The sequence below is a fragment of the Polaribacter aquimarinus genome, assembly GCF_003129485.1.
Taxonomy (GTDB): domain Bacteria; phylum Bacteroidota; class Bacteroidia; order Flavobacteriales; family Flavobacteriaceae; genus Polaribacter; species Polaribacter aquimarinus.
The window spans coordinates 213,987-233,002 of sequence record NZ_QFFG01000006.1 but is presented as its reverse complement, the minus strand read 5'-3'; the positions used below and the strand labels follow the sequence as shown (position 1 = coordinate 233,002).

Below are 19,016 nucleotides of genomic sequence, written 5' to 3'. Positions count from 1 at the left end.
CAGGTAAAACCTTAATATTTATTACTTTTGAAGCTTATGAAAATGCAATTTATGATGATTAAAAAAGCGATGTTTTTTCTTTTAATGACGATTAGTTTGATGAGTTTTTCTCAAGCTTCAGATTTATATAAGGCAGAAAAAGAAAAGATACACGATTTAGTACATACCAAGTTAAAAGTCGATTTTAGCTTTAGCGAGAAGACTATGAATGGTGAAGCATGGGTAACAGCAAAACCACATTTTTATGCAGCCAATAAAATTACTTTAGATGCTAAAGCGATGCTAATTCATCAAATTTCTTTAAATAATAAAAAGTTAAAGTATGTTTACGATAATTCAAAACTAATTATAGATTTACCTATACTTTACAAAAGAAACGAAGAATTTACCATCTATATAAAATATACAGCACAACCAGAAAAAGTACATCAAAAAGGAAGTGCAGCAATTACAGAAGCTAAAGGGTTATATTTTATTAATTCGGATGGTTTAGATAAAAATAAACCAACTCAAATTTGGACACAAGGAGAAACAGAGGCAAGTAGTTGCTGGTTTCCAACTATAGATGCTCCAAATCAAAAAACTACTCAAGAAATTTACATTACGGTTCCTAAAAAGTTTAAAACACTTTCTAACGGAAAATTAATCAATCAAACAGAAAAAGGAAGTAATAGAACTGATTATTGGAGAATGGATCAGAAACACGCTCCTTATTTATTTTTTATGGGAATTGGTGAGTATGAAATTATAAAGGATAACTATAAAAATATTCCAATTAATTACTACGTAGAAAAAGAATATGCGCCTTATGCAAAAGATATTTTTGGCTTAACTCCAGAAATGATGGAGTTTTTCTCTACGCTTTTAGGAGTTGAATATCCTTGGAATAAATACAGCCAGATCGTAGGTAGAGATTATGTTTCTGGAGCTATGGAAAACACAACAGCTGTAATTCATGGCGAAAAAGCTTATCAAACTCCTGGGCAATTAATAGATGAAAATGTCCAAGAAAACACAATTGCTCACGAATTATTTCACCATTGGTTTGGTGATTTAGTTACTACTGAAAGTTGGTCTAATTTAACATTAAACGAATCTTTTGCAAATTATAGCGAGTATCTATGGCGAGAATATAAATATGGTAAAATGAATGCAGATATGCATTTGTTTGATGATGTAAGTGCCTATAAAAACGGACAAAACTTTGACAAACATCTAGTCCGTTTTAATTACACTGATAAAGAAGATATGTTCGATTTAGTGAGCTATAACAAAGGTGGAGCTATATTGCATATGTTGCGTCATTATTTGGGAGATACAGCTTTTTTTGAGGGGTTAAAAACCTATTTAACAGAGTTTAAATACAAAACGGCAGAAGTACATCAATTGCGTTTAATCTTCGAAAGAATAACAGGTAAAGACTTAAATTGGTTTTTTAACCAATGGTATTATGGAGCTGGACATCCTAAAATTGATATCTCTTATGATTACAATACGATTCAGAAAAAAGTAACCGTTAATATATTGCAAACGCAATCTAATGCTTTTAAATTTCCATTAACATTAGATATTTTTGAAAACGGTAAAAGAACCAGACATACTGTTTTTGTTAATGGAAGAGATGCTTCATTTACATTCCCATATACAAAGCAGCCAGCTTTAATTCAAATCAATGCTGATGGTGTTTTATTGTGTGAAGTTAATGAAAATAAGGTCTTGAGCGAATATGTTTTTCAATTAAAAAATGCAACAAACTATATACACAGAAGAGAAGCATTGCTAGAAGTGATAAAAAAACAAGACGATAAAATAGTCTTTAATGCTGTTGTTAATGCTATGGATGACCCTTCTTATAAGATTAGAATCTTAGCTTTACAAAATGTAGATTTAATTAATAAATTCTCGAAAAAAAATGTAATTCAAAAGATTATGCTAATTGCCAATAATGATAAAAAGACATTAGTGCAAGCTGCTGCAATAGAGACTTTGGGAAAACTTACAGACCCAGAATTACAATCAATTTTTGAAAAAGCCTTACAAAGTAAATCGTATTCTGTTCTTGGTAAAGCATTGGTGGCTATGTATTATGTGAACAAACAGTTGGCAATTGCTAAATCTAAAACTTTACCTGATGAAGTTAGAAAAATACTAGCAACACCATTAACAAGAATTTTTATTGAAGAAAAAGACCAAAACGAGTTACCTTTTATTGCAAAGAGTGTTTTGTCTGGGATGTTTTTATCTAATGATGATGCTTCAAAAAACATATACCAAAAAGCATTTACATTAATTTCTGAGAGCAACAATACAGAAGCTATCCAAAATTTAGTAGATGATATGGTGGTTAAAGGAAATCAGTTTAAATCGTTTAATTTTGATAAAGTGGTGATTAATTTAATGAGAAGAATGGTGCAAGATCAAAAAACTAAGAACCTAACAAATAAAGTAAGAAATATAGCTATTATTAAAGAAGCCATGGCGAAGTTGTTGTAGGATTTACCACTTTTTAAAAGCAAAAAAGTAATAGAATAGACTTATAATTATAATAAATATGATTAGGTTTATAACGTTATTTTTAATTTTATCTTTCTTGTGCTTTTTCCTAATTTCTTTCTTCAAAGCTGTCATTTCTAAATTAGAAATTTTAGGAAATTTTAAATTTTGAGTATATTTTTCTTTGATCAGGTTTTCTTTTCTTTTTTTAAGCTCGTATTTTAACGCGGCTTTTCTATTTTTTGCTGCTTCTTGCCTTTTTATTAGCATTGTTAAAGAACCCCAACCATCCATAATTAAAAAATATTATTTTTTATACTCATCAAAAGTACCATCGGAATAGAATACTACTATACGTTGTATTTTTTTTCCAGAATTGTCAGTTTCAGAAGCAAATAAAGATGAAGTAGAAGTAGGGTTGCTTTCTATATTTTTAGGAAAACTACCTTTTCCATTGAGTAGCCAATACATATCTACATCGCTAAATTCTGAGGTGACTTTCAACACAAAATCCAAACTTGGTTTGTTTCGTCCAGAAAGAATATGAGAAATACTAGAACGTTGCACACCTACTTTATCTGCAAACATGGAGGCTGATAATCGATGGAAATCCATGATTTTTTTTAAACGAGAAGTGAATTCTGATATGTTTACCATTGTAATATTACTACTTTATACAAATGTAAATAAACTAATATTAAGTACAAAGAAGTATTATGTAAAACAAAAACAACAAGAATTTTAATGTTAAATAATAACTTTATTTAAGTTTTGTAAAATATTGATAATTAATTGTATATAAATTATTTTTAATTGTTTTTTATTTTACTGTAATTTTACTTGTCATTTGTTTTGTGTTTTATAAATATGATTTTACAAAAGTAACATAACTTGTGGTTTTATTAATTTACAAATGTAATGCACATGCAATTTACAATTGTAATTTTTTAGTTTGATGACAATTGTAAATGCCGTAATTTTGAAAAATAATTAAGGCATAAAAATGAATACATTATCAATAGATTTTTTAGAGAAAGTTTATACAGTGCAAAAAGAAAAATCTTTGCATGGAAAATGGATTACTTATAAAGACATTGAAAATTTGTTTTCAAAATACAAATCTCATTTTGAAGTTAAACAAATAGGAACTTCCGAAGAAAACAGACCGATTCAACAATTAAAAATTGGTAAAGGGACTAAGAAAGTTTTATTGTGGTCGCAAATGCATGGTAATGAAAGTACAGGTACAAGGGCTTTATTTGATCTTTTTAACTGTTTTATCCATGATTCTGGTAATGTATTTTCTAAAGTGTTAGAAGAATGTACTTTGGTTTTTATTCCGATGTTAAACCCTGATGGTTCTCAAGCTTTTACTAGAGTTAATGCAAATCAAGTTGATTTAAATAGAGATGCGGTGGATAGAATCGCAAAAGAAAGTAAACTTTTACGACAGGTTTTAGAAAACTTTAATCCACAGTTCTGTTTTAATCTGCACGATCAAAGAACTATTTTTAATGTAGAAGGAACAAAAAAACCTGCAACGATTTCCTTTTTAGCGCCATCTGAAGAAATTACGAGAGCTTTAACAAAAGGAAGAATAGAGACTATGGATGTAATTGTTTCGATGAATAATATGCTTCAAAATGTTATTCCAAATCATGTTGGTAGATATACAGATGAGTTTTATCCAACAGCTACTGGTGATAATTTCCAAAAATTAGGTTACAATACCATTCTTATCGAATCTGGACATTATCCTAATGATTATGATAGAGAAGAGACAAGAAAATATACTTTCTTTTCTATTTTACAAGGAATTCATCATATTGCAATTTCATCTTCATTTAATAATTATAAAACTTATTTTAAAATACCTAATAATGATAAGATGTTTTATGATGTAATTCATAGGTATCCAAATTCAGAAAATGATGCTGCTTATCAATATGAAGATAAAATCATAGATGATAAACTTGTTTCAAAATTAAACAAAGTTGAAGAAAAAAGTTTAAAATCTAAAATTGGGCACTCCGAAATCGTTTTCGAAAATAAAAATATTTAAGTATTTGTTAATTTTGCCCTTGTTTAATTAAATTTAATTCATAAATTTGTATCTGAAATTGAATAATACGTAAAATATGAAAAAATTTATTTTAGACGAGATTGACCATCAAATATTAGACATCTTAATAGAAAACGCAAGAACACCGTTTACAGACATTGCTAAACAATTATTGGTTTCGGCAGGAACCATTCATGTTCGTGTTAAGAAAATGGAAGACGAGGGTATTATTCAGGGTTCTACGCTTACTTTAAATTATGAAAAAATGGGTTATTCTTTTATTGCTCATGTTGGTGTGTTTTTAGAAAAAACTTCAATGACTCAGAATGTGATTGCAGATTTAAAGAGAATCCCTAATGTGACTGTAGCTTATGTAACTGCTGGGAAATACAATATTTTCTGTAAAGTAAGAGCAAAAGGAACTAATGATGCTAAGGATATTATATATAAAATAGATGATATTCCGGGGGTAAATAGAACAGAAACAATGATTGCTTTAGAAGAGAGTATTAACGACAAAAAAAGAATGATGCATGCAATTTTTAAAGAATTGTAAAAGTTAAAAATAGAAATATTTAAAAATCCTTATCATTAAAATGATAAGGATTTTTTTATAGAATTCACATCATTATGATTATGTTTGTTGATATAATTATCATATCCGTAATTTATGATTCCTAAAATCGAGTTTAATAAAAAATCTTTAAAAGAAGGTGTATTATTAAATTTATACAAAAAAATGCTAAAACCTCGTTTAATAGAGGAAAAAATGCTAATTCTTTTACGACAGGGAAAAATTTCTAAGTGGTTTTCTGGTATTGGGCAAGAAGCGATAGCCGTTGGGGTAACTTTAGCTTTAAAAAATGATGAATATGTACTACCAATGCATCGAAATTTAGGAGTTTTTACTACAAGAGAAATCCCTTTATATCGCTTATTCTCACAATGGCAAGGTAAAATGAATGGTTTTACCAAAGGAAGAGACCGAAGTTTTCATTTTGGTACGCAAGAATACCATATTGTTGGTATGATTTCTCATTTAGGACCTCAATTAGGAGTAGCAGACGGAATCGCTTTAGCAAATAAATTAAAAAATAACCATAAGGTCTGTGCTGTTTTTTCTGGAGAAGGTGCTACAAGCGAAGGAGATTTTCATGAGGCCTTAAATGTAGCTTCTGTTTGGAGTTTACCTGTTCTTTTTTGTATTGAGAATAATGGATATGGTTTATCCACTCCAGTTTCCGAACAATATAAATGTAAACATATTGCAGACAAAGGAATTGGATATGGTATAGAAAGTCATATTATTGAAGGAAACAACATTTTAGAGGTGTACACTAAAGTAAATGAACTCGCAAAGAGTATTCGTAATACACCCAGACCAATTTTATTGGAGTTTAAAACTTTTAGGATGCGAGGTCATGAAGAAGCAAGTGGTACAAAATATGTTCCTCAAGATGTAATGGATTTCTGGGCAGCTAAGGATCCTTTAGAGAATTATCAAGAGTTTTTAAAAAAAGAAGGAATTCTTAGTGAAGAAATAGAAGTTTCTTTAAAAGAAGAAATGGTTCATGAAATTAATAAACACTTAAAAATTGCTTTTGATGAAGAGCAAATTGTTCCGAATCTAAAAACTGAATTGAATGATGTTTATCAAGATTATGTCTACAAAGAAGTTTTGCCATCTAAAGAGCAAAAGAAAATTCGTTTTTTAGATGCAATTTCAGAAGGGTTATATCAAACTATGGAAAAATATGATGATTTAATTATAATGGGGCAAGATGTTGCTGAATATGGCGGTGTTTTTAAGATAACCGATGGATTTATAGAAAAATTTGGAAAAGAACGTATAAGAAATACTCCAATATGTGAATCTGCTATTATATCTACAGCTTATGGTTTGGCTGTTAATGGAATGAAAGCTGTTGTAGAAATGCAGTTTGCAGATTTTGTTTCTTCGGGCTTTAATCCTATAGTAAACCTATTGGCAAAATCTTATTACAGATGGAATCAAAATGCAGATGTTGTTATTAGAATGCCTTGTGGAGGAGGTGTGGGCGCTGGTCCTTTTCATAGTCAAACCAACGAAGCTTGGTTTACTAAAGTACCAGGTTTAAAAGTGATTTACCCAGCTTTTCCTCAAGATGCAAAAGGTTTGTTAATTGCTGCCGTTAACGACCCAAATCCGATATTGTTTTTTGAACACAAAGGATTGTATCGATCAGTGTATGATGATGTATCGGAAAATTATTATACTACAGAAATTGGTAAAGCGGCTTTACTGCGAGAAGGTAGTCAAATTACAGTAATAAGTTATGGGGCAGCTATTCATTGGGTTTTAAAAGCGTTAGAAGGTTATACAATATCTTTAGATCTTATCGATTTAAGAACCATACAACCTTTAGATAAAGAAACGATTTATCAATCTGTAAAAAAGACAGGAAAAGTATTAATCGTTCAGGAAGATTCTTTATTTGGTGGAATTTCAAGTGATATTTCTGCATTAATTAATGAAAATTGTTTTGAGTTTTTAGATGCTCCCATAAAAAGGGTAGCAAGTTTAGAAACTCCTATTCCGTTTAATAAACAGTTAGAAAAACAATATTTAGGAAAAGAAAGGTTAAAAGAAGCTCTATTGGATTTGGTTAATTATTAAAATGGAATTAGAACATTTTTTTCAATGCCCACATTGTTGGTCAGCAATTTCCATGATTTTAGATGCAAGTGTTTCTCAGCAAACCTACATTGAAGATTGTGAGATTTGCTGCAATCCTATAGAAATTACATCTAATTTTGAAGAAGGGGAGCTTGTAGGTTTTTTTTCTCAGTCGATAGAGCAATAATTAAAGTAAAGGATTTTTCCAAGAAAATGTATTAAATAGTGTAATCCAATCTTCAGGAAATGGTGTGGTTAAATTTAGGGTTTGTGAAGTAAATGGATGTACAAATGATAAATTACCTGCATGTAAGAATAAGTTTTTGCATTTTAACTTATTTTCAAACATCATATTGTGGTTTTTATCACCGTATTTTGGATCTCCAATTAAAGGATGACTGATTTTATTCATGTGTACTCTTAATTGATGCATTCTTCCTGTTTTTGGTGATAATTGTACGAAGCTATATCGTGAAGAATCGTAAGGTTTTACAGCGATTTCTAGGGTAATTTTATCTAATGTTTTTAAATAGGTTAAAGCTTCCTTGTGTACGTTTGCATCTCTTCCTTTTACAGGAGAATCTATAATTTTTATTTCGGGAGAAAATCCACGAACAATCCCGTAGTACATTTTTTGAATCTCATTATGGGTAAATAATTCTTGAAAATGTTGAACAAACTCTTTTTGTTTTGCGAGTAATATAATCCCAGAAGTTTTTCTATCTAATCTATGTATTGGATATACTTTTAACTTTTTTGTGTTGAAAATAGATTGTAAAAGAGAGGTTTCTTCTGCTACATTTCGAGAATGTCTTGCATGATGAACAACCATATTATTGGGCTTACTCACGCATAAGATATATTTGTCTTCAAAAATTACTTGTACACTCATTTACATTTTTTAATTTTCAAAAATAATATTTAATTTATGATAACTTTAAAAGATTTTAAAGGAAGTTTTTGTAATTTTAAAATGTTAGTAATCAACAATATATTATAGTTATGAGGTTTTTTGTTTTAGGTTTAATAGTTGTTTTTATGAGTTGTAAGAGTTCTAATAAATTAATAACGCCAAAAGATATAGAGAATTTTAAAAGAAAAATAGAGCATCAAAATATAAAAGTGACCTCTAATTTTGCGCAACCTTTAGGGATAAATTCTGGAGTAATGGGGTTAGAAAATTTATTACCTCCGGGAAGCACTATTGGGAATATCAATTTATCGGGTAGCTCTAACTTTTTTATCATAAAAAAAGATAGTTTAGAAATGGATTTGCCTTATTATGGACAACAAAGAATGTCGAGAGGGTATAATACGAGTGGTAGTGTTGAGTTTTCTGGGAAGGTAGCTTCAGTTAAAAAAGAATTTATCGAGAAGAGAAACCAATATATATTTAAATATAAGGTCAATACTAATACCGAAATGTATAATATTGTTTTAACACTTCATCCAAATTCATCTTCAAATTTAGTAGTAAACAGTAGTCATAGAACTACCATATCTTACCGAGGAAATTGGGAAGAGTTAAAAAAAGAAAAAGAATAAAAAAAGGCTATTTAAAACAACCTTTTCGTTTATTCTTTACCAATTAAATCAATATTAGAATCGTTTCCAATACCTTTAGGGTTGTTGCCCCATTGGTTGGTTTTGTTTTCACTATCCATGCAGGTAAAAATCAAAACAATAAATCCGCCGATATAAGGAATAAAGTTTAATAAGTAAAACCAACCGCTTTTACCAATATCATGCAAGCGCCTTACAGTTACTGCAATAGAAGGGATTAAGGTTGCTAAAAAATATATTCCTAAAACACCAATAACAATAGGTGATGGTCCAGAGTCATCTCCAAAATCGTTACTTGAAAAACCAAGTAAAAAACTTAGTAAGAATATAATAATAAGATGAAAGAGCATAAACATCCAATATTCTTTTCGTCTTGCTCTACCTGAAAAGTCTGCATACTGTTTTAACACTTTTAAATACCAATCCATTTTTTTTTTTAAATTTAGTTGCTAAAGTAAATTATTATTCTTTTCCAATAAAATTAATTTCATCATCATTATATAAATTTTTGGGGTTAGCGCCGTATTTGTTTTGTCCATCCCAACTATCTTCTACTAAAAGTATAAGCAGCCAAATGGGACCAATTAATGGAATAAATCTAACAAACCAGTATACGCCAGATTTGTTAATATCATGCAATCTTCTGACAGCACAAGCAATATGTGGAATAATAATAAATAAACCATAAGCCCCTATAAGTAAAAAAGATTCTTCTGTTCCAAAAATATCGCTTATTAAATTAGAAATTATTCCTAAAATGAAAAAAACAAAAAGATTAAATAGAAAAAACATCCAATATTCTTTACGTCTTGCTCTTCCCGAAAAATTTGCATAATTCTTAATGCAATGTATGTACCATTTCATAGCTTTTATTTTTTTTAAAATAAACCTCTCGATTTTAGTTCTAAATATTTATTAATAGTGTCTCCAGTTAAGTTTTCTGGTTTTGTAAGTACAGATTGAATGCCGTATTTTTTTAATTCTCTAACTATACTTTTCTTTTCATACATAAATTTTTCAGCAATAATACTGTCGTAAACACTTAAGATATCATCTTTATTAGACGTGGTTAGTGTTTTTAATTCAGTGTTTTCAAAGAATACTATCAAAACCAAATGATTTTTAGCCAAAGCTCTTAAGTAAGAGATTTGTCGGTTTAAACCATCCATAGTTTCGAAATTTGTAAATAGAATTAATAAACTTCTATGTGTTATTTTTCTTTTGATGACGGCATAGAGTGTACTAAAATCAGATTCAGAAAAATCTGTTTTTAAATTGTGTAAAGCTTCAGAAATTAAGCTCATTTGAGAGTTTCTTTTTTCTGCAACAACCCAATCTTCAAGTTTTTTAGAAAAAGATAACATTCCTGCTTTGTCTTGTTTTTTTAAAATAACGTTACTTATGGCTAATGTGGCATTAATTGCATAATCAAGTAAACTTAAATTATTAAAATGCATTTGCATTGCACGACCTTTATCTATGATAGCATAAACCGGTTGCGATTTTTCTTCTACATACTGATTAATCATTAGCTGATTTCTTTTAGCTGTTGCTTTCCAGTTTAAAGATCTAATGTCATCTCCAGAAACATATTCTTTTATTTGTTCAAATTCTAAGGAATGACCTATTCTACGTATTTTTTTTGTTCCATAAGAAATGGAATCGTTAGTAAATGCTTTAAAATCGAATGATCTTAATTTTAAAAAAGAGGGATAGCATTTTATTTCTTTTGGAGTGCCTAATACGTGTTTTTTAGTGGCTAATTGAAGAGGAGAACTAGCATAAACATTTACATTTCCAAAAAGATATACACCTCTTTCGGTCGGGGTAAGGTCATAATGCATCATTTTTTCATCATTTGTGGCAATGATAACTTTAAAGATAAAATCTCTTTTCTGAAATTGAAAAGGAATTTCTTCTATAATTGACAAATGTGCTGGAAATTTATAATAATTCTGAATTCCTATAGATATTTTATTTGCATCACCATTTGAGAGCCTTTCGGGTAAGAAACGATTTAATGTAATTCCTTTTTTAGTGTTATACAGTATAAAAACATCAATTAAAACCAAAACACATAGCATAAAGAGTAAAACTTTAGAAATGTTAAAAAACACAGGAATAAAAAAACCGACCACAAAAAGTAAGGCAATTCCTCCCATAAAATAAAAGAATCGGTTGTTTAAAAATAATGTGTTATAAAAGTGTTTCAACTATTTTTTTGTTTTTGTTAAAGATGCATCCTTGTTAACCAAGCAACTAAAAGTTAATAACTGCCCACTAACGTGGTATTTCTACTGCTTCAATAATCTGTTCTATAATTTGTTTGCTTGTTAAACCTTCCATTTCTCTTTCTGGGGTTACAATAACCCTATGTTGTAATACCGGAATAGTGGCTTTTTTAATGTCTTCTGGTGTTACAAAATCACGTCCTTCAATAGCTGCAAAAGCTTTAGAAGCACCTAAAATTGCTATACTTGCTCTTGGTGAAGCTCCTAAAAATAAAAAAGAGTTTGAGCGTGTATTTACTACAATATTAGAAATGTATTTTAGTAAGTTTCCTTCAATTTTAATTTGATTTACTAGGCTTCTATAGGCTATAATTTGCTCACCCTTAATTACCGTTTCTACTTTGCTATTTTTTGTGGTATTTTCTAAGGCTTGTTCTTTTAATAAGATAGAAAACTCTTCTTCTGCATTAGGGTAAGCAACATTGATTTTAAAAAGAAAACGGTCTAATTGTGCTTCTGGTAATCGGTAGGTGCCTTCTTGTTCTATTGGATTTTGAGTAGCTAAAACTACAAAAGGAGGGTTTAGTTCATAGGTGGTTCCGTCCATTGTAATTTGTTTTTCTTCCATTACTTCAAACAAAGCTGCTTGAGTTTTTGCTGGTGCTCTATTAATTTCATCAATTAAAACCATATTCGAGAAAATTGGCCCTTTTTTAAATTCAAATTCCGATTTCTTTACATTAAAAACAGAAGTACCTAAAATATCAGATGGCATTAAGTCTGGTGTAAACTGTATTCTACTAAAATCAACAGCAATTGTTTTGGCAAGTAGTTTTGCAGTAATGGTTTTGGCTACACCTGGAACTCCTTCTATTAATACATGGCCATCAGATAGAAGCGCTACAATTAATAAATCTATCATTTCTTTTTGCCCAACAATTACTTTTTGCAACTGCTTTTTTATTTGAAAAACACTGTCTTGTAGTTCAGATAAATCGATTCTATTTTCGAATTCTAAATTTTCTTTTGGTGCTGCGTTATTTGGTGTTTCCATATGTTATTTTTTAAAGAAATTTTTAATCATTTTATAAAATACAACTAGCTCTTCTTCAGAACATTCTTGCTTTTTATGTAAAGTAATAATTGTATTAACTAAATACTTTGTTCTTTGCAATTCATTCCCTGACTTTAAAGCTAATTTTTCTATAAAATCTGTGTTTAAATTTGACGTGTCAAGCAAGTAATTGGTTCTTACTTTTTCTAAAAAATAGCTTATTTTTTTATCAACAAGATTTTTATGATCTTCTTCTTTTAAGTATAAATTAGCTATGGTTTGTGTAAAGGCTACGGTAGAGTTTTTTAAAGGCTCAATAACCGGCACAGGTCTTTGTTTTCTTCTTGCATTAAATAACATAAATAATAACAAACCGATAAGTGATACAAATAAAAACCAAGTTAAGGTTGGGTGCGCTAAAAAGAACTTAAAAATAGACGTATTGTCTTCCTTTTTATCTGAGTATTTACTCGATTTAATAAATGGATCCCATAGAATATTACCATCTGGTAAATAAGAAAATACATTTTCTACATAAGATTCTTTATTATTCAGTAAGAAGTAATTAGTAAATGCAACGGGTTGTGTATGCAGGTAAAATGCACCTTTACCATGATGTATTTTGATAAAATTTGGAACCTTTTCACCACCAACTTCAATAGTACCTAAAACACTGGTTTTGCGATCATCATATTGCAAAAAGTAGTTTCTTCTAATGTTTCTGTCAAAATGGAAAGCACTACTATCAATTTTTGGATGATTAAAATAAAAATTGCCCTTCAGTTTTTTTAAACTAGAAACAGTAATTGCATTTTCATCTAAATTATTGGTCGTAAAGTCTAATCTGGTTTTTAAGGTATCTTTAAAATGATTAAACGCTAAAAATACATTGTTTCCCTTTTTAACAAAGTTCAAAAGTTCATTAATTCCATCGTCGGTGTGTTTGTATTGATTGTATTTAATACAAATATAATTCCGAACTATAGTGCTATCTTCTGCATCATTATCAAACAATAAATAATCATAAACATTTTCTTTTAATAAAGTTATTTTTTGATTTTTAAATAGTGTTTTGCCTTCGTTGTAAATGATATAATTTCCAAACGGAGTTTTCTCTTTTTCTTTAAAATTCTCTCTCCAATCTGTTTCTCCACAACTTACTAAAACAAATAAGAGCAGGAGAGGAGTGTATTTTTTAAATAGATAAAAATCAATCATTTTAAACTATTTTTAAAAGATTGATATTTTTGTTCTGCCAATTTAAAATTTACCTCGTCAATAGGAAACTCTCCATACCAAACGTAAGAATATACATAAGATAAGTAAGAAAATTGTGTTCTAGTTTCTTTTTGTTCAATTTCAAAAAGGTATTCCGAATTCGTTTTATCTTTATGGTAATCAATAAGTTTTTGCTGAGATAGTGTTTTTAAAACGGATAAATAATAATAACGTATTGCCAGTCGATAGGCTTTGTTTTGTATTGCCTTCTGCAGAAGTCCGTCGATATCGGTTTCGTGGATATCTTCTTCTTGATATACTAATTTTTCTGCAACTTTATTCTTAGTCTTTTTAAAATTCCAAAACCCAATTTCTGAGCCTAAAAAGGTTTTAAGAATGATAAAAATGATAACTATACCTAATAAAAATGGAAATACATTACTAATAAAAAATAAGAGTCCTTCTAAAAATGCATTATGAGTTAGAGAACTTTCTTCTTTTTCTTCTTCAGGATTTTCGGTGTATTGAAAATCTTTGCCGTTGTATTTCTCTTTTAAAGGGGTGGTAAATGCTCTTTTTTTTACAGGTTTGGTTGTTTTTTCATATACCAAAGTATCGTTCTTTTCAAAATGGATTTCTTGCATAAACTGACCAAAACAGTTCGCATTAATAAAAAGAATAAAGAGTAGCCAACTTTTTTTCATCAACGCAAATTGTATTTATTAGCTACCTGAAATGGTAAGACTAAATAATAATATCCAATAGATATCAGACTCGAACCAATAATTAAAAAACACAAAATAGTGGGCATAGTATTCGAATACCTAGTAATATAACCTTCTAAAAATGCGGCAACTAATGTAAACGGAATAGTACTAATAAAAATGTAAAAGGCAGCTTTCATACCAGTTTTAAAAGACTCAAAACGTTTTAAAGCTCCTGGAAATAAAATACTGGCTCCAATAATATAGCCAGCAGCTGCTTCTATAATCATTGCAAAAATCTCAAAGGTTCCATGTATCCAAATGCCTTTTAAACTATCAAATAAACTATTGTTTTGATAAAAGAAAGCCTGAAAAACAGCAACCATAATAGCATTATAAACTACATAAAATCCAGTACCAATACCTAAAAATAACCCAGAAAGAAACATATTTAAGCCAACACGTTGGTTGTTGTCGTAAATACCGATGAATGATCCCCAATTGCTTCCGCTTTTGTAAACCGCCATAGCATCACCACTTTCAATATTTTCTAAGGTATTATTAACGTAACTATCCCCTAAAATTTGTCTTGCAAAAGTGTCATCATTAAAAGTAGATAATAAACCTATTAAAAAGAACGCAAAGAAAATAATAAAGGATAAGTAAATAAACTTTCGATATTGATAGGAGAGAAGGGGTACTTTATCAAAAAAGAAGTACAAAATAGCATTTTTATCTCTTCTTTTAGAATGATATACTTTATCGAAACTAGATTTTGCTAGCTTGTTTAAATATTGAGTAACCTTGCTTTTTGGGTAATAGGTTTGCGCATAAACAAGATCATTCATAATCTTTATATGCAGGTTGGCTATGTCATCAGGACTTTTTTTCTTTTTATTTGAAATTATTTGTTCAAATTCAAGCCATTTTTCTTTATTTTGCTTTATAAAAGCGACTTCTCTCATTCAGAGCGAAAGTACATATTGTATGAAAAGACTCCAAATAAAAACAGCACAAAATGTAAATATCAACTTTACTTTGGCTAATGTTGGTCAGCGTTTACTTGCTTTTGTTGTTGATAATATCTTAAAATTTGCATATTTTTATTTTGCTGTTCATTTTCTAAATTTTGGTATGTTCGAAGGAATCGGAAGATTAGACGGTTGGTCTATCAAAGCTTTAGATATTATTATATTTTTACCCATTACTTTTTACTCTTTATATACAGAGGTACTTTTAGATGGACAAACCATTGGTAAAAAAATTATGCAGTTAAAAGTAATTGATATTGATGGTTTTAAGCCTTCTATTACAGACTTTGTAATCCGTTGGTTTTTAAGAATTATCGATTTTAATCTCTTTATTTTATTATTTATCTATATCGCATCCTTGGGCTTGCCAAATCAAGAAGCTTGGTTTTTCTTATTGTTTTTCTTTGGCAAAATGGTTGGTTTTTTTTTGATATTATTTACCAATAACAATCAACGTTTTGGAGATATTATTGCCAATACAGTAGTTATTTATATAAAAGATGATGTAAAATTTTCGGAAACCATCTTAGAAGAATTGTCTGCGAAATATGTGCCAACTTATCCAGGAGTAATCAAATTATCTGATAATGATGCTCGTATTATTAAAAACACTTTTCAGTCAGCAAGAAAATTTAACGATTACAAAACCTTAATCAAGCTTCGAAGTAAAATTCAAGAAGTTACAGAAATCAAATCCGTACATAAGAGCGATAAAGAATTTATAGACACGGTCTTAAAAGATTATAATTTTTACACGCAAGATATGTAATTAAGAATACCTCAAAAACTAGAAATTATGATATTTTCACTGTTTTTGTGAAATTTTTACAAGTATAATAATTTAGTTCGATTTTTTTGATATATCTCTAATAATTAAAGTTAGCAATCATAGTATCTTTATTTTTTTAAAAATTAGAATAAAAATTTTATGAGTGCACTAACAACAGTTACAACAGAACAACCTGAATTAATCAATGCAATAGATACCATTTGGGTGGCTATATGTGCAGCAATTATCTTCTTTATGGAAGGTGGTTTTGCACTGCTAGAAGCTGGTTTTGTAAGGTCAAAAAATGCAATGAGTATTATCGCAAAAGTTATAGTAGATATTATATTTGGTGGTATCGCCTTTTATATCGTAGGTTTCGGAATTGCCTACGGAAACTCTAATGGTTGGTTTGCTTTCGATATAGGAATTACTTCAGACGATTTAGGATTAGGCTTAACCGTCTCTAACAAATTATTTTGGTTTATTCAATTAGGCTTTGCCATTGCTGCCATTTCTATTGTTTCAGGAGCCGTAGCAGAACGTATGAAAATTTGGAGTTATGCAGTATATGTATTTATATTTTGTGCGGTAATGTATCCGATGGTGGCAGATTGGGTATGGAATCCTAACGGGTGGTTAGCTACAAGAGGATTTAACGACTTTGCGGGTTCTGCTGCAGTGCACGCCATGGGAGGTTTTTCTGCTTTAGCAGCTGCCATAGTATTAGGTCCAAGATTTGGAAAATATAAAGAAAATGGGCAAGTAAATGCAATACCTGGTCATAATTTACCTTTAGCGGCTGTAGGAGCTTTTATTTTATGGTTTGGTTGGTTTGCATTTAATCCAGGATCTACTTTGGGGGCTGTTGGTAATTGGGAATTAATCGGTACAGTAGCTACAAATACTTTTTTGGCTTCTGCTGCAGGTGGAATTTCAACCATGTTTTATACTTATTTTAGATATGGTCAAATAGATATTACTATGACTATAAACGGTGTACTGGCTGGATTAGTTGCCATTACAGCTGGATGTAACGTAGTAGATGCAAATGCAGCGATAATTATTGGTCTTGTTGCAGGTGTATTAGTTGATGTTGCTGTATTGTATATTGATAAATTACAAATTGATGATCCAGTAGGTGCCATTGCTGTACATGGTGTAAATGGTTTATTTGGTGCTTTAGCTGTTGGTTTGTTTGCTACCGATGGTGGTTTATTTTATGGCGGTGGAGCAGCATTATTAGGTACACAAGCATTAGGAGTAGGTGTAATTGCAGTTTTTTCATTTACATTAACTTTTATTTTAATGAAAATTATGCAAAAAACTTTTGGAATTAGAATTTCTAAGCGAGAAGAATCTGCTGGTATCGATGCAGTATCATTTGGTGTAGAAGCATATTCTACTTTTGAGTAATATTTAATCAATTTAAACAAAAGACATGAAAAAAATAGAAGCAATTATAAGACCCTCAAAATTAAAAGATGTTCAGCTTGGTTTAAAGGCTGCTGGAATTCCTTGTAATACAATTATCCCTGTAAAAGGTAGTGGGTTACAAAAAACATATACAGAGCGTTACCGTGGTACAGAACAATCCATGATTCTGCAAACTAGAATTATGATTATTTGTATTGTAAGTGATGCCAATCTAGAAACTGCAATAAACGTTATTTTAGATAACGCCTCAGAGAATTTAGTGGGTGATGGTAAAATCTTTATTTATCATGTAGAAGATGCCATTCGTATTCGAACGAGAACAAGAGGTATTGAAGCTATCAAATAAGGATAGCTAAAGTTTTAATACTAATATATATAATCGAGCACTTTTTTAATTTTAAATGGTGCTCGATATCATTTATATGTATCTAAGTAATTATTTTTTCCAAATATCAATTTATATTCTATAATATGAACATGAAGTAGAACGATAGGTATTCTAAAAATATTCTATTTTACATAATGTAAATTATAGTACAAATGCTTTGGTAGCTATAATTCTCTATTATGTAAAATATCCCACAAAGTCTTGAACATACAACAAACATTGTTTTGGGGGTGTTTTAAAATTCGTCAACAAGTTTTAAATACAATTTGGTAGAATCTCATATTTGGTATTATTCAATAATATTTTTCAAATACGTTATTTATAAGAAACATTTAAAGCATTAAAATTTGTAGCTATAATTCGCCATTTTTTAGATTTCTTCAAAATTTGTAATGTAATTAAAATTGTACTGTATTTTTTTCTAATAACATTTTCGCCAAATTTCCACAAGAGCATAAATTTTAAGAAAAATAAAATTCTATGCACTTGTTCTAATACAGCGTTTGAAGAACATTTTTTGACTTTTAGAGTTTAATGAAATTTAGAATTGGATTTTAAAATTGTTAGTCTGAATATTTAATTATTATCTTTTTTTCTTGATAAAAAAAGAAACAAAAAAATCAAGGCTCACATATAATTTTGGAAACAATTTCGGCTCAATCGCTATATTTTAGAATGAATTCTAATTATTAATTCTATTTTGAAAAGAGCTTAATATTTTGATTATCAACAGCATTTGTTGCTAACTCTCTAAAATATGTACGTTCATTCGCCTATTGTTTTGCCAAATTTATATTAGGCCAAGTTTAATATAGAACGAACTTCTATTTTACATAATATTATAATGAAATCCATTCTCTCAATGATATTGAATCTCCTGAAATATTTTTTATAAATATTTGATCAGCATTTAAATCATCAATGTTATTTGATTCTATTCGCATTTCAGAATAAAGTTCAAGGTATTCATTACCTTTCCAATTACCAGATCTTGTTTCGATAGGTAAAATAGCGAGGTTTTCATGAGATTTAAGAGAATCTGCAATACCTAGTTCCCAATTGCACCATTTAGATTTTAAACCATGAAATGTTGCTAGAAATAGAAATTTATTGCTACTTTTAATTTTATCTTTAATTTTTGTTGCTGTTATTATGTTAGTTGATTCTGGTAATGATTTATCTAACCAATCAACATATAATTCAATATCTAACTTATCAAACAACAAACCAATTTTACTTACAATTGTTTTGTCTAAATGACTATGAGAAAAGAATATGCTTCCATTTTGAAAATTACTATTTGATAAGCTTTTACTTTTGTTTAGCTTCTCCTCTATTCCTTCTTTTCCAAGAACTCTTTTTTCTCTGCGATATAGTTTGTCAAGTTGTTTCTGTGATAAATACTTTTCCATA

Annotated in this window: 19 protein-coding genes; 9 read left to right on the top strand and 10 right to left on the bottom strand. The window is 29.3% G+C overall.

Annotation, left to right across the window (positions count from 1 at the left end):
* Positions 1-51 precede the first annotated feature (51 nt).
* Entirely contained in the window at positions 52-2,493 is a 2,442-nt protein-coding gene (locus DIS07_RS13550; protein ID WP_109405794.1) for a M1 family aminopeptidase, read from the top strand.
* 306 nt (positions 2,494-2,799) lie between these two features.
* Here the strand turns inward: DIS07_RS13550 and DIS07_RS13540 are convergent, their stop codons facing one another.
* Positions 2,800-3,150 carry a helix-turn-helix domain-containing protein gene (locus DIS07_RS13540; protein WP_109405792.1) on the bottom strand — a complete coding sequence of 117 codons (351 nt, stop codon included), beginning with the start codon at positions 3,148-3,150 and terminating at the stop codon, positions 2,800-2,802.
* Positions 3,151-3,496: 346 nt separating this feature from the next.
* Here DIS07_RS13540 and DIS07_RS13535 point away from each other — a divergent pair, with 346 nt between their 5' ends.
* The 4 genes from DIS07_RS13535 to DIS07_RS13520 all read left to right on the top strand — a co-directional run bounded on the left by DIS07_RS13535 (position 3,497) and on the right by DIS07_RS13520 (position 7,398).
* Complete coding sequence (locus DIS07_RS13535; protein ID WP_109405791.1) at positions 3,497-4,555, top strand: M14 family zinc carboxypeptidase; 1,059 nt, start codon at positions 3,497-3,499, stop codon at positions 4,553-4,555.
* Between the two features lie 76 nt (positions 4,556-4,631).
* A complete protein-coding gene (locus DIS07_RS13530; RefSeq protein ID WP_109405790.1) occupies positions 4,632-5,111 on the top strand; it encodes an Lrp/AsnC family transcriptional regulator in 480 nt (159 codons plus the stop codon).
* A gap of 114 nt (positions 5,112-5,225) precedes the next feature.
* Positions 5,226-7,211: an alpha-ketoacid dehydrogenase subunit alpha/beta gene (locus tag DIS07_RS13525; protein ID WP_109405789.1), complete on the top strand. Its 1,986-nt coding sequence runs from the start codon at positions 5,226-5,228 to the stop codon at positions 7,209-7,211.
* 1 nt (position 7,212) lies between these two features.
* Positions 7,213-7,398, top strand: a complete 186-nt coding sequence (locus DIS07_RS13520; protein WP_109405788.1) for a CPXCG motif-containing cysteine-rich protein — start codon at positions 7,213-7,215, stop codon at positions 7,396-7,398.
* Here the strand turns inward: DIS07_RS13520 and DIS07_RS13515 are convergent, their stop codons facing one another.
* Entirely contained in the window at positions 7,399-8,103 is a 705-nt protein-coding gene (locus DIS07_RS13515; RefSeq protein ID WP_109405787.1) for a pseudouridine synthase, read from the bottom strand.
* 146 nt (positions 8,104-8,249) lie between these two features.
* Here DIS07_RS13515 and DIS07_RS13510 point away from each other — a divergent pair, with 146 nt between their 5' ends.
* On the top strand, positions 8,250-8,756 hold the full coding sequence (locus tag DIS07_RS13510) for a DUF4251 domain-containing protein (RefSeq protein WP_181374607.1): 507 nt from the start codon (positions 8,250-8,252) through the stop codon (positions 8,754-8,756).
* Positions 8,757-8,785: 29 nt separating this feature from the next.
* Here DIS07_RS13510 and DIS07_RS13505 read toward each other — a convergent pair whose 3' ends face one another.
* The 7 genes from DIS07_RS13505 to DIS07_RS13475 all read right to left on the bottom strand — a co-directional run bounded on the left by DIS07_RS13505 (position 8,786) and on the right by DIS07_RS13475 (position 14,946).
* Positions 8,786-9,202 carry a DUF805 domain-containing protein gene (locus tag DIS07_RS13505; RefSeq protein WP_109405785.1) on the bottom strand — a complete coding sequence of 139 codons (417 nt, stop codon included), beginning with the start codon at positions 9,200-9,202 and terminating at the stop codon, positions 8,786-8,788.
* Positions 9,203-9,236: 34 nt separating this feature from the next.
* On the bottom strand, positions 9,237-9,638 hold the full coding sequence (locus DIS07_RS13500; protein ID WP_109405784.1) for a DUF805 domain-containing protein: 402 nt from the start codon (positions 9,636-9,638) through the stop codon (positions 9,237-9,239).
* Between the two features lie 14 nt (positions 9,639-9,652).
* Complete coding sequence (locus DIS07_RS13495) at positions 9,653-10,987, bottom strand: DUF58 domain-containing protein (protein WP_394340971.1); 1,335 nt, start codon at positions 10,985-10,987, stop codon at positions 9,653-9,655.
* 67 nt (positions 10,988-11,054) lie between these two features.
* Entirely contained in the window at positions 11,055-12,059 is a 1,005-nt protein-coding gene (locus DIS07_RS13490) for an AAA family ATPase (protein WP_109405782.1), read from the bottom strand.
* A gap of 3 nt (positions 12,060-12,062) precedes the next feature.
* Positions 12,063-13,277, bottom strand: a complete 1,215-nt coding sequence (locus tag DIS07_RS13485; RefSeq protein ID WP_109405781.1) for a DUF4350 domain-containing protein — start codon at positions 13,275-13,277, stop codon at positions 12,063-12,065.
* Entirely contained in the window at positions 13,274-13,981 is a 708-nt protein-coding gene (locus DIS07_RS13480; protein WP_109405780.1) for a DUF4129 domain-containing protein, read from the bottom strand. Before DIS07_RS13480 ends, DIS07_RS13485 begins: the two co-directional genes overlap by 4 nt.
* Positions 13,981-14,946 carry a stage II sporulation protein M gene (locus tag DIS07_RS13475; protein ID WP_109405779.1) on the bottom strand — a complete coding sequence of 322 codons (966 nt, stop codon included), beginning with the start codon at positions 14,944-14,946 and terminating at the stop codon, positions 13,981-13,983. The genes DIS07_RS13480 and DIS07_RS13475 overlap by 1 nt, the downstream gene beginning before the upstream one ends.
* 22 nt (positions 14,947-14,968) lie before the next feature.
* Here DIS07_RS13475 and DIS07_RS13470 point away from each other — a divergent pair, with 22 nt between their 5' ends.
* From DIS07_RS13470 to DIS07_RS13460, 3 genes are all read left to right on the top strand, one after another.
* Positions 14,969-15,781 carry an RDD family protein gene (locus DIS07_RS13470; RefSeq protein WP_109405778.1) on the top strand — a complete coding sequence of 271 codons (813 nt, stop codon included), beginning with the start codon at positions 14,969-14,971 and terminating at the stop codon, positions 15,779-15,781.
* Between the two features lie 159 nt (positions 15,782-15,940).
* A complete protein-coding gene (locus tag DIS07_RS13465) occupies positions 15,941-17,194 on the top strand; it encodes an ammonium transporter (RefSeq protein WP_109405777.1) in 1,254 nt (417 codons plus the stop codon).
* A 25-nt stretch (positions 17,195-17,219) separates the two neighbouring features.
* Positions 17,220-17,561 (top strand): P-II family nitrogen regulator, encoded by a 342-nt coding sequence (locus DIS07_RS13460; protein WP_109405776.1) that lies wholly within the window; start codon positions 17,220-17,222, stop codon positions 17,559-17,561.
* An 881-nt stretch (positions 17,562-18,442) separates the two neighbouring features.
* Here the strand turns inward: DIS07_RS13460 and DIS07_RS13455 are convergent.
* Positions 18,443-19,015, bottom strand: coding sequence for a toll/interleukin-1 receptor domain-containing protein (locus DIS07_RS13455; RefSeq protein ID WP_109405775.1), 573 nt, complete (start codon positions 19,013-19,015; stop codon positions 18,443-18,445).
* Position 19,016 lies beyond the last annotated feature (1 nt).

Coding starts and splice junctions, on each gene's coding strand:
- DIS07_RS13550 (WP_109405794.1), top strand. CDS start 52: ATGATGATTAAAAAAGCGATGTTTTTTCTTTTAATGACGATTAGTTTG.
- DIS07_RS13540 (WP_109405792.1), bottom strand. CDS start 3,150: ATGGTAAACATATCAGAATTCACTTCTCGTTTAAAAAAAATCATGGAT.
- DIS07_RS13535 (WP_109405791.1), top strand. CDS start 3,497: ATGAATACATTATCAATAGATTTTTTAGAGAAAGTTTATACAGTGCAA.
- DIS07_RS13530 (WP_109405790.1), top strand. CDS start 4,632: ATGAAAAAATTTATTTTAGACGAGATTGACCATCAAATATTAGACATC.
- DIS07_RS13525 (WP_109405789.1), top strand. CDS start 5,226: ATGATTCCTAAAATCGAGTTTAATAAAAAATCTTTAAAAGAAGGTGTA.
- DIS07_RS13520 (WP_109405788.1), top strand. CDS start 7,213: ATGGAATTAGAACATTTTTTTCAATGCCCACATTGTTGGTCAGCAATT.
- DIS07_RS13515 (WP_109405787.1), bottom strand. CDS start 8,103: ATGAGTGTACAAGTAATTTTTGAAGACAAATATATCTTATGCGTGAGT.
- DIS07_RS13510 (WP_181374607.1), top strand. CDS start 8,250: ATGAGTTGTAAGAGTTCTAATAAATTAATAACGCCAAAAGATATAGAG.
- DIS07_RS13505 (WP_109405785.1), bottom strand. CDS start 9,202: ATGGATTGGTATTTAAAAGTGTTAAAACAGTATGCAGACTTTTCAGGT.
- DIS07_RS13500 (WP_109405784.1), bottom strand. CDS start 9,638: ATGAAATGGTACATACATTGCATTAAGAATTATGCAAATTTTTCGGGA.
- DIS07_RS13490 (WP_109405782.1), bottom strand. CDS start 12,059: ATGGAAACACCAAATAACGCAGCACCAAAAGAAAATTTAGAATTCGAA.
- DIS07_RS13485 (WP_109405781.1), bottom strand. CDS start 13,277: ATGATTGATTTTTATCTATTTAAAAAATACACTCCTCTCCTGCTCTTA.
- DIS07_RS13480 (WP_109405780.1), bottom strand. CDS start 13,981: ATGAAAAAAAGTTGGCTACTCTTTATTCTTTTTATTAATGCGAACTGT.
- DIS07_RS13475 (WP_109405779.1), bottom strand. CDS start 14,946: ATGAGAGAAGTCGCTTTTATAAAGCAAAATAAAGAAAAATGGCTTGAA.
- DIS07_RS13470 (WP_109405778.1), top strand. CDS start 14,969: ATGAAAAGACTCCAAATAAAAACAGCACAAAATGTAAATATCAACTTT.
- DIS07_RS13465 (WP_109405777.1), top strand. CDS start 15,941: ATGAGTGCACTAACAACAGTTACAACAGAACAACCTGAATTAATCAAT.
- DIS07_RS13460 (WP_109405776.1), top strand. CDS start 17,220: ATGAAAAAAATAGAAGCAATTATAAGACCCTCAAAATTAAAAGATGTT.
- DIS07_RS13455 (WP_109405775.1), bottom strand. CDS start 19,015: ATGGAAAAGTATTTATCACAGAAACAACTTGACAAACTATATCGCAGA.